The organism is Pseudorhodoferax aquiterrae (assembly GCF_014652235.1).
GTDB classification, from domain to species: Bacteria; Pseudomonadota; Gammaproteobacteria; order Burkholderiales; family Burkholderiaceae_C; genus Pseudorhodoferax; species Pseudorhodoferax aquiterrae.
Window position 1 is genome coordinate 25,543 of sequence record NZ_BMYK01000044.1, and the last position, 8,626, is coordinate 34,168.

The following is an 8,626-nucleotide window of genomic DNA, read 5'->3' on the forward strand; positions in this document are numbered from 1 at the left end:
TCCATGGCACACCTTCGATGGTGCGCTTGCGGGTGACTCGGCAGTCAGGGCACGAAGGAGACTGCGACTGCAGTGTCCCTGTGAACCGGCGATGTGTCGATGTCGCGTGTTGTAGGACAACGCGCCAGAAACATTTCATTGCGCGTCGAGCAATCCGGTTGCCGTGTGAGCGCGTATTGGGACCATGGAACTGCAGGTCGACGTCGCATTCCGGGAAGGGTGCAGCGATGCGCTGTCGGGCCGGCCGCGCTCGATGAATCCCTACAGCGCGCCCAGCTCGTCGCTGGAGGACATGCGGTCGATGGCCTGGACCTTGGGATGGCTACGGGGTGCGCACAGCCTCGCAAAGTGGGCGCGAGAGCCCCGCGGTGACACGCCGCAAACAAGGAACTCTGCCCAGCACCCCTGGCGGTAGAGCGGCTATATGGAGCTGCTCGCATCTGTGTCAGCCGGTAGGAGCCACTGTCTCACATGCGCTGAAACAGCGGGCTACGGAGGCGCACTTTCCACTTCCCTGGATAGGCGGCGGTAGGCATTCAAGTGCCGCAGCGCTCCGCGCTCGTCACCCAACTGCCGCCGGAGCATCCCAGCGTTGAAGTGCGCATCGGCGAATTGCGGGTCCAGCCGAATCGCCTCATCGTAGGCACGCAACGCCTCCTCCGGTTGGTCCAGGTCTTCGAGGACCACGCCGTGGTTGAAGCACAGCAACGGATGCTGCGCCCCGTCCCGCCGCGCAGCTTCGAACACCTTCAGTGCTGCTTCGCATTGCCGCTCCTCGCAGAGCAGGGCGCCCAGGTTGATGGCAGCATGCGTGTGCGCTGGCTCGCGGGCAAGTGCGTCCCGGTAGGCCGTGGCGGCCGCGGCGCGGTCGATGTCCTCCAACAGTTCACCGCGTCGAAATGCCAGTTCCGCCAGCGAAGGACCTTCCACGCCGTTCGGTTCCACTCTCGGCACGGTGGTCTCCCGCACTATGAGCTCCTCCTGCTCGTCCGGGACCAGTTGGAAGTCCAGCATCAGCTGGTCGCTCACGGCGTCACGCGGGACCTGGTCGTCCCAAACCACCACGTTGCCGCCATCGGCCGTGATGCGCAAGCCCGTCAGGGGCAGCGAGGACGGCAGCTCTGCGCGAAGCTTGCCCAGAGCGCGAAGAATGGTTCTGGGCGGCACCTGGGCGCTTCGCAGCCCATGGGCAGTGCGCAGCAGCACCAGGTCGCGGAACGAGAACTGGAACGCGTTGCGCGCGCCCCGGGTGGGGGACACGAAGCCTTCGGCCATGAGGCCTGTGACGATGCGCCGGGACAGCCGCAGCTTCTGTTCCACCTTGCGCAGGGACCAGTTCAGTTCCGGCTCTGCCGTCGTGCTCACTTGCGGACCCTCGTGCGTGCAGGCGCTGGCGCTGCGGGCACCGACTTCGGCGCACGCTTGACGGTCTTGCGTGACTTTGCATCGTCCATGGCGGTGACATTCGACGGCGCGGCGGCGCGCTTGCCTGCCGTGCCCTTGTCAGACGGCTTTGTCTTGCCCAGGCTCGCTTGCAGCATCGCCATGAGGTCAATGACCTGGCCGCCTGCGCCGGTGGCATCTTCCGGATGGGACGAGGCGACCACCTGCTTGCCCGCAATCTTCTGGTCAATGGCGGCGAGCACACGCTGCTTCTCCTCGTCCTGGAACTGTGCAGGGTCGTAGCTGTCCTGCGCGATTTGGTCGATGAGCTGCAGTGCCAACTGCAGTTCGCTGCCGTTGATGTCGGCCTTCTCGATGCCCAGGGCACTGGGCATGCGCACTTCGTCGGCGTAGCGCAACTGCTGCAGCACCAATCCATCCTCGGCCGGGCGAATCTGGACGACATACTGCTTGGCCTTCCACGCCCACTTGGCCAGGGCGCAACGGCCGCTCTTGCGCATGGCTGCCATCAGCAGATGGTAGGGTTTGCCGCCGCGCTTGTCCGGAGCCAGCAGGTAGGCCCTGTCGTAGTACAGCGGGTCGACGGTCTTCTCGGGGATGAAGGCCACGATGTCGATGACATGGCTGCTGGCTTCCTCAAGCGCTTTCAGCTCGTCCTGGCTGAACAGGACGAAGTGGTCGCGCTCGACCTCGTAGCCCTTGACCATCTCGGCGCGCGGCACGACTTTCTGGGTCTTTTCGGACACGTACTGCTGTTTCAGGCGCGAGCCGTCCTTGCCCAAGAGGTTGAAGCGGATGTCGGAGCCGCTTTCCGCTGCGGAGTACAGCCGGACCGGGATGTTGACCAGGCCGAAGCTCAGGGTGAGCGAGGCGATGGAACGGGCGGTGGCCATGGAGCGCTCCTGGGTCGCGAAGTGCCCCAGCTTACGAACCCGATGAGCACGTGGCAGCTCACAGCGTGCGGGCACGCCTGTAGGACAACAGCGCCAGATGCAGTGAACCGAGCCCGCGGGCCGACACGGCAGTCAGCAGGGCCACAGTTGCGGCAAACTTCAACGTTCTGATGAACGGCTCAGGGCGATGCCTGCGAGCAGGACTCTCCGTGCCGACCAGGACGAACCGCATGGCACAGTCACCGTCAACGCGCACCACACAACCAAGGTTTCTTTCGGGGAATGGCCCCATGGCCGAGCGCATCCGGTCGTTCGACTGGGCCTCGACCTCGCTCGGTGCGCCCGAGGCCTGGCCTGTCAGCCTGCGCACGACCGTGGCCATGATGCTCCGCACGCGGCACCCGGTGTTCATCTTCTGGGGGCCGGAGCTGCTGTGCCTCTACAACGATGCCTATAGCCGCTCCCTTGGTCCTGAGAAGCACCCCGGCATTCTGGGACGGCTAGGTCGGGAGGCGTTTCCCGAGCTGTGGCACATCATTGGACCGGACATCGAGCAGGTCCAGGCGGGTGGCCCCGCGACCTGGCACGAGGACAAGCTAGTGCCCTCATACCGGCACGGCAAGCTCGATGAGGTGTACTGGACGTACTCGTACGGCGGCATTGACGACGAGGACGCTCCCAACGGCGTCGGCGGTGTTCTGGTGCTGTGCAACGAAACCACCACCAAGGTTCTGGAGAGCCGACGCGTCACGTCCAACTTCGAGCGCATGGCCGAGCTGTTCGAACGCGCCCCCGTGTTCATCGCCACCCTCACGGGGCCCGAGCACCGCTTCGAGTTCGTGAACCCCGCCTACCGGCAGCTCGTGGGTCAGCGGGAGGTTGTCGGCATGCCTGTGCGTGAGGCCTTGCCGGAACTCCAGGGGCAAGGCTTTCTACCGCGCCTCGACGAGGTGCTCGCCACTGGGCAGGCCTACCGCGCGAGCGCCGCGCGCATCCTGCTCGCCCGAGGCCCCGATGCAGCACTTGAGGAGCGGCGGCTGGACTTTGTCTACCAGCCCACGTTCGATGCCGATGGAACCCCGAGAGGCGTCATGGCGGTAGGCGTCGATGTCACCGAGCGCGTGCTTGCCGAACAGGCGCTGGCCTTCCGGGAGGAGCAGGTCCGCCTCGCCGCGGAGGCCGGCGAGGTAGGCTTTTGGGACGTCGACACGGTGGCGGGGACGCTGTACTGGCCGCCCAACGTGCGCGCGATGTTCGGCATCTTCACCGAGGGACCGGTGACCGTGGAGAAGGACTTCTACGAGGCGCTGCATCCAGACGACCGAGCGGCAACCTTCGCAGCCTACCAAGCAGCCATCGACCCCGCGCAGCGCAGCCTCTACGACGTCGAGTACCGCACGGTCGGCCGGGACGACGGCGTCATTCGCTGGGTCGCGGCAAAGGGGCATGGCACCTTCGACGCCAACGGCCGTTGCGTGCGGGTGCTGGGCACGGCCATGGACATCACCCTCCGCAAGCGCAACGATGAACGCCTGCGCGAGCTCAACGAAGCTCTGGGTCAGCGCCTGGAGAGCTACCTCGCGGAACGCAAGATTCTGGTCGATGTCGTGGAGGGGACTGATGCGCTCATCCAGGTCATCGACACCGACTTTAAAGTGCTCGCCAGCAACCGTGGCAATGTTGCGGAGTTTGAGAACATCTACGGCGTCAAGCCCAAGGTCGGCGACAACCTGATGGGGCTGCTGGCGCACCTGCCCAGCTCGCAAGAGGACGCCCGTCGGGTATGGCAGCGCGCCCTGGCCGGCGAGTCGTTCGTGGTCGAGGCGGAATTCGGCGACCCGCATCTCTCGCGCCGCTGGTACGAGCTGCATTTCCAGCCCCTGTACGCTGCGGATGGCCGTCTCGCCGGCGCCTTCCAGTTCGGCTATGAGGTAACCGCGCGTCGGCAGTCCGAGGCGCGGGTTGCCCAAGCCGAAGAGGTACTGCAGCAGGCCCGACGCATGGAGTCCATCGGCCTGCTGACCGGTGGTGTGGCCCATGACTTCAACAACGTCCTGCAGGCGCTGAATGCGAAGTTCGAGCTAATGCGGCGCCGCGCAGACCACGCCGACAGCGTGCGTGCGTGGGCCGGGAGCGGCATCGAGCTGACCCGCAAGGCCTCGCGCGTCACGGCCCAGCTGCTGGCGTTCTCCAGGCGTCAACCGGTCGGCGAGCAGTCCTTGCGCTTGCGCGAGCTGCTCGACAACATGCACGACCTCCTGCGCACCACGCTTGGAGCGACTGTGCGCCTGCAGGTCGACTGTGAGGACGTGTCGGTTCTCGCGGAGACGACGCAGCTGGAGATGGGCCTGCTGAACCTGGCGGTCAATGCACGCGACGCGATGCCCAACGGGGGCGACGTGGTCATCGTTGGCCGGGCGATTGGCGAGGCCGTGGAACTGTCCGTGACGGACAGCGGCACGGGCATGAGCCCGGAGCTCATTGGCAAAGCGTTCGCACCGTTCTTCACCACGAAACCACTTGGCAAGGGCAGCGGGCTGGGCCTGGCCCAGGTCTACGCCATGGCCACCCGAGTCGGCGGCTCCGTCCGCATTGAGAGCGATGGACGCTCGGGAACCACGGTCGTTATCACCTTGCAACGCGCGGAGAAGGATGCAGGCTCGTCGGCCCATGCGCCGCTCAGGGCAGATGCTTCGACCGCTGCTCAATCCCGCATGCTGGTCGTCGACGACGACAACGCTGTCCGCGGACCGCTCGTCGAGCTGCTCCGGACCCTAGGTCATGATGTGGTGGAGGCAAGCTCGGGCGAGGATGCGCTCGTCGTCCTAGAGAAGGAGCGGATGGACATCCTGCTGACCGACTTCGCCATGCCCGGCATGAACGGCGTGGCGCTGGCCAACCTCGCCCGCACCGTCGACCCGACCATGCAGGTCATTTTCATGAGCGGCTACGCCGATGGAGATGAGCTTCGCGATGCCATCGGACAGCGTGGCCTCCTGCTGCGCAAGCCCTTCGACATCGACGCAGTCGAGCTTGCGATTCGTCGTGCCCAAGGCCGTCTGGCCCGTGCCGGGTCGAAGACCGTGTGACCTCAGAAGAAGACGACCGCCAGGAAAACCAGCGCTGTCATCGCCATCCAACCGAAGAACACCAACCAGCTGAGAGCGCTACGCTCCGCCGCACGTTCGGCCTGGTCGCGCGCACGCCAACTGGTTTGTGCATCCCATGTCTCGTCGCGAGCGTTGTCACTCAACGCCTTGGACGACGCCTCCTTGCGGACGGGCGCAGCCGTCAGGTCCATGCCAATCTCCAAGCATTGAAGGGGCGGGCGGGCAGCAGCGCCTCTCAGATGAGAGGCACGCCCCCCGTCACGGCCACTGTGGCGCCCGACATGTACGAAGCACCTTCGGACGCTAGCATCACATACGCTGCAGCGAGCTCTGCGGGCTGGGCGGGTCGCTTGAACGGTACCTGCTCGCCGAACTTGGAGGCCTTCTCCGCGTCCATGGTGCTGGGAATGAGGGGCGTCCAGACCGGCCCGGGCGCAACACAATTCACGCGGATGCCCTTCTCGGCTAGCAACTGTGCCAGCCCTCCCGTCAGGTTCTGCAGCGCTCCCTTGGTCGCAGCATAGGCCACCAAGGTGGCGTTGGGCTTGTCCGCGTTGATGGATGCCGTGTTGATGACGCTGCTGCCCGGCGCCATGTGCGGCGCTGCGGCCTGCGTCAGGAAGAAGGTCGCGAACACGTTGGTCCGGAAGGTGCGCTCCAGTTCCTGGGCCGAGAAGTCCTGCAGGTCTTTGTGCGACATCTGGAACGCGGCGTTGTTGACCAGGATGTCGACGCCGCCCAGCTCATCGACGGCGCGCTGGACGATTGCCTGGCAATGCACCTGCTCCTGGATGTCGCCCGAGACGAGGACACACCGGCGGCCTGCGTCGCGCACGATCTGCGCCGTGGACTCGGCGTCGTCGTGCTCGTCCAGGTAAGAGATGAGGACGTCGGCTCCCTCGCGCGCGTAGGCGATGGCCACAGCACGGCCGATGCCGCTGTCGCCGCCGGTGATGACGGCCCTGCGTCCCGTCAACTTTCCAGACCCGACATAGCTGTCCTCGCCGCAGTCAGGCACAGGTTGCATCGCGCTTTGCCTGCCCGGCACATCCTGGTGCTGCTTGGGAAACGGGGGCACCGGATACTTCGTTCGCGGGTCTTGCAAAAGGGTTTCAGCCATAGGCGTGCTCCGAATGAGGCTTGCAGCGGGCCGCATGGCGCTGCGGGAAGTGGTTCCTCAACATTGAGGTAGCCTCCATGGTGGCGTTGTCACGCGGGACCAGGCGAGCGCCGAAGACGACGCGCAACGTCGGCCAAGGTGCCGTGGCGGTGAAGCGAAAATGTGAAGCCACCAGCGGTTCGGCCGTGCGAGGCTGATCCGCACCGTCAAGCGCAGGCGTCGCCGCGATCCATCGCCTTGTTCCCGACAGTAGCGGCGACAACCACGCGATTACGCCCCTCGCGCTTGGCCTGGTAGAGCGCCGCGTCGGCCTGCTGGACCAGAAGCTCGCCAGTGGCGACGTTGCAAGATTTCCAGCTGGAAGTCTTCATGAAGGTCGCTTCTTCGTTGAGAGCGCGTGACACCATCGGCTCGATCTGGTCCCACGCTTCCGACCAGATGACGGCGAACGGCTGGCCGAAGCCTGGCGGCTTGTTGCCCAGGATGGGAACGAAGGCATCGTTGTGGATCGTGGTCAGCGCTGGTCCCCAGCACAAGGCCGCCGCGAAGCGCGAGCACATGATCTGTTCGACGATCACGCGCAAGGCGAGCGGCCAGCCCTCTATAGGACCGAGTGGCGTCGTGTGCCACGGACGGCGCCGCAACTGAGCGCCCATCACCCCACCTCCAGCGACGAATGCCGAGGCCGTGGAAGCGCCGGTGGTGGCGACTGGAGGCCAGACCAGTTGCAGATCGTCAACAGACCGCGCCTGCGGCCCTTGCATATTCCATTCAGCCGCCGGTCGCCGGCGGCTCCTGGTTGGTCTGAGCGTGCTGGTTGCCGTGGAGCCCCAGCGGGACGGAGTCATCGTGCTCAGCAGCTTGCGCATCCGCCCGCTTGTCCTGCATCCTTTCCGGGTTGGCCGGACCCACGTTTGGTTCGCCGGTCGCGGCACGGCCGACGTCGAGCTTGCCGCCTGCGCCGATGTTGGCGACCGTTCCGTCCGTCGTCGGTCGCGAGCCCTCACCGCTGGTGCTGGGGGTGTCTGCCATGAATGCTCCTTCGATGGGCTAGTGGTGGTCCCGGTGGTCCAGGCGCCGCAGCGCTGCTTCCTTGAGCTGACCGATCTTGAACCAGCACATGCGCATGCGCGCATAGGCTTGCAGCAAGGTGCCCGGCACCTCGACTGGCGACTGTTTGCGTTGCGCTTCGAACTCGTTGCGTGAGGCGATCCAGTCTTCAGCCAGGTCTGCGAAGCCGCTGTCGCGCAAAGCTTTGCAGGTGGCAGTGGGCTCGTGCGCCTGCATCTCGGACAGTCGCTGCGTTTCTGCCTTGTCCATGTCGTTCTCCAGCAGTCAGCCTTGTTGCCAAAGTACGAGCAGCGCCATCACTGCGATGTAGGCCGACGGCCCGACAGCTCAATCTCTTCTGCCTGCACGTTGCTACGGCAATGGCGCGCCGCTCCAGTGCAGCTGGCGAAGGCGGGCCATTTCCTCACACGGCGTCGCGAACTAAGACTCCCTTGACCGAACCGGCCAAGCCGCCCACTGGCAGCTCCCATCCACCTACCAGGAACTCACATGGCTTCAAGCTATCCCTCTGCTATCGGCTACCCGACCAGCGCGGCACCCCGAATCTTCAATCCGGTTGACTATGTGGCTCTGCTGCTTCTGATCGTGGGGGGCCTGAACTGGGGCCTCGTCGGTGTCTTCAATTTCGACTTGGTCGCTGCCATCTTTGGCACCATGACGACCGCATCGCGCATCGTCTATGCGCTTGTAGGCGTGTCGGCTCTCTACAGCATCTCTTTGCTGTTCCGCCGGTCTCGCGGCTGACCGAGTTCGGCTCCCCTGGGGGCCGTCGCTGTGCCACCTCAAGACAGGAGTACATCATGAACGACGGAGAAGGCAAGACAGGCCATGGGCCAGGCACCGCTGCAACGCCCTCAAAGAAGGAGGCCACGCTGAGGCGCGCACAAGCCGACCAGGCAGTCAAAGGTCAACCCACCAGCGGCGTGGACGACTCGCGCGACGAACCAGCCGCTGATGCGGACCCCAAGCCGCAAGGTCGGGGTCTCCTCGTTTTCAGTGCAATAAGTGACGGTACGCAAAGCTAGCAC

Annotated in this window: 9 protein-coding genes; 2 read left to right on the plus strand and 7 right to left on the minus strand. The window is 65.2% G+C overall.

The genetic code is table 11. The features are described from left to right. Positions 1-489: 489 nt before the first annotated feature. Positions 490-1,365, minus strand: coding sequence for a tetratricopeptide repeat protein (locus IE209_RS31830; RefSeq protein ID WP_189690869.1), 876 nt, complete (start codon positions 1,363-1,365; stop codon positions 490-492). Then, positions 1,362-2,297: a non-homologous end joining protein Ku gene (ku, locus tag IE209_RS31835; RefSeq protein WP_189690870.1), complete on the minus strand. Its 936-nt coding sequence runs from the start codon at positions 2,295-2,297 to the stop codon at positions 1,362-1,364. Before ku ends, IE209_RS31830 begins: the two co-directional genes overlap by 4 nt. A 290-nt stretch (positions 2,298-2,587) precedes the next feature. On the opposite strand from ku, the gene IE209_RS31840 reads away from it, so the two are divergent. Further along, complete coding sequence (locus IE209_RS31840) at positions 2,588-5,386, plus strand: PAS domain-containing protein (protein WP_189690871.1); 2,799 nt, start codon at positions 2,588-2,590, stop codon at positions 5,384-5,386. Positions 5,387-5,388: 2 nt separating this feature from the next. Here the strand turns inward: IE209_RS31840 and IE209_RS31845 are convergent, their stop codons facing one another. The 5 genes from IE209_RS31845 to IE209_RS31865 form a co-directional block, all read right to left on the minus strand. Beyond that, positions 5,389-5,598, minus strand: coding sequence for a hypothetical protein (locus IE209_RS31845; RefSeq protein ID WP_189690872.1), 210 nt, complete (start codon positions 5,596-5,598; stop codon positions 5,389-5,391). A 44-nt stretch (positions 5,599-5,642) separates the two neighbouring features. Then, positions 5,643-6,527: an SDR family oxidoreductase gene (locus tag IE209_RS31850; RefSeq protein WP_189690873.1), complete on the minus strand. Its 885-nt coding sequence runs from the start codon at positions 6,525-6,527 to the stop codon at positions 5,643-5,645. A 206-nt stretch (positions 6,528-6,733) separates the two neighbouring features. After that, positions 6,734-7,105 (minus strand): nucleotidyl cyclase domain-containing protein, encoded by a 372-nt coding sequence (locus IE209_RS31855; RefSeq protein WP_189690874.1) that lies wholly within the window; start codon positions 7,103-7,105, stop codon positions 6,734-6,736. Positions 7,106-7,298: 193 nt separating this feature from the next. Next, positions 7,299-7,559, minus strand: coding sequence for a hypothetical protein (locus tag IE209_RS31860; protein WP_189690875.1), 261 nt, complete (start codon positions 7,557-7,559; stop codon positions 7,299-7,301). An 18-nt stretch (positions 7,560-7,577) separates the two neighbouring features. Further along, positions 7,578-7,847: a hypothetical protein gene (locus IE209_RS31865; RefSeq protein ID WP_189690876.1), complete on the minus strand. Its 270-nt coding sequence runs from the start codon at positions 7,845-7,847 to the stop codon at positions 7,578-7,580. A gap of 240 nt (positions 7,848-8,087) precedes the next feature. Between IE209_RS31865 and IE209_RS31870 the strand changes: the two genes are divergently transcribed. After that, entirely contained in the window at positions 8,088-8,342 is a 255-nt protein-coding gene (locus tag IE209_RS31870) for a DUF378 domain-containing protein (RefSeq protein WP_189690877.1), read from the plus strand. The last annotated feature ends 284 nt before the right edge of the window (positions 8,343-8,626 follow it).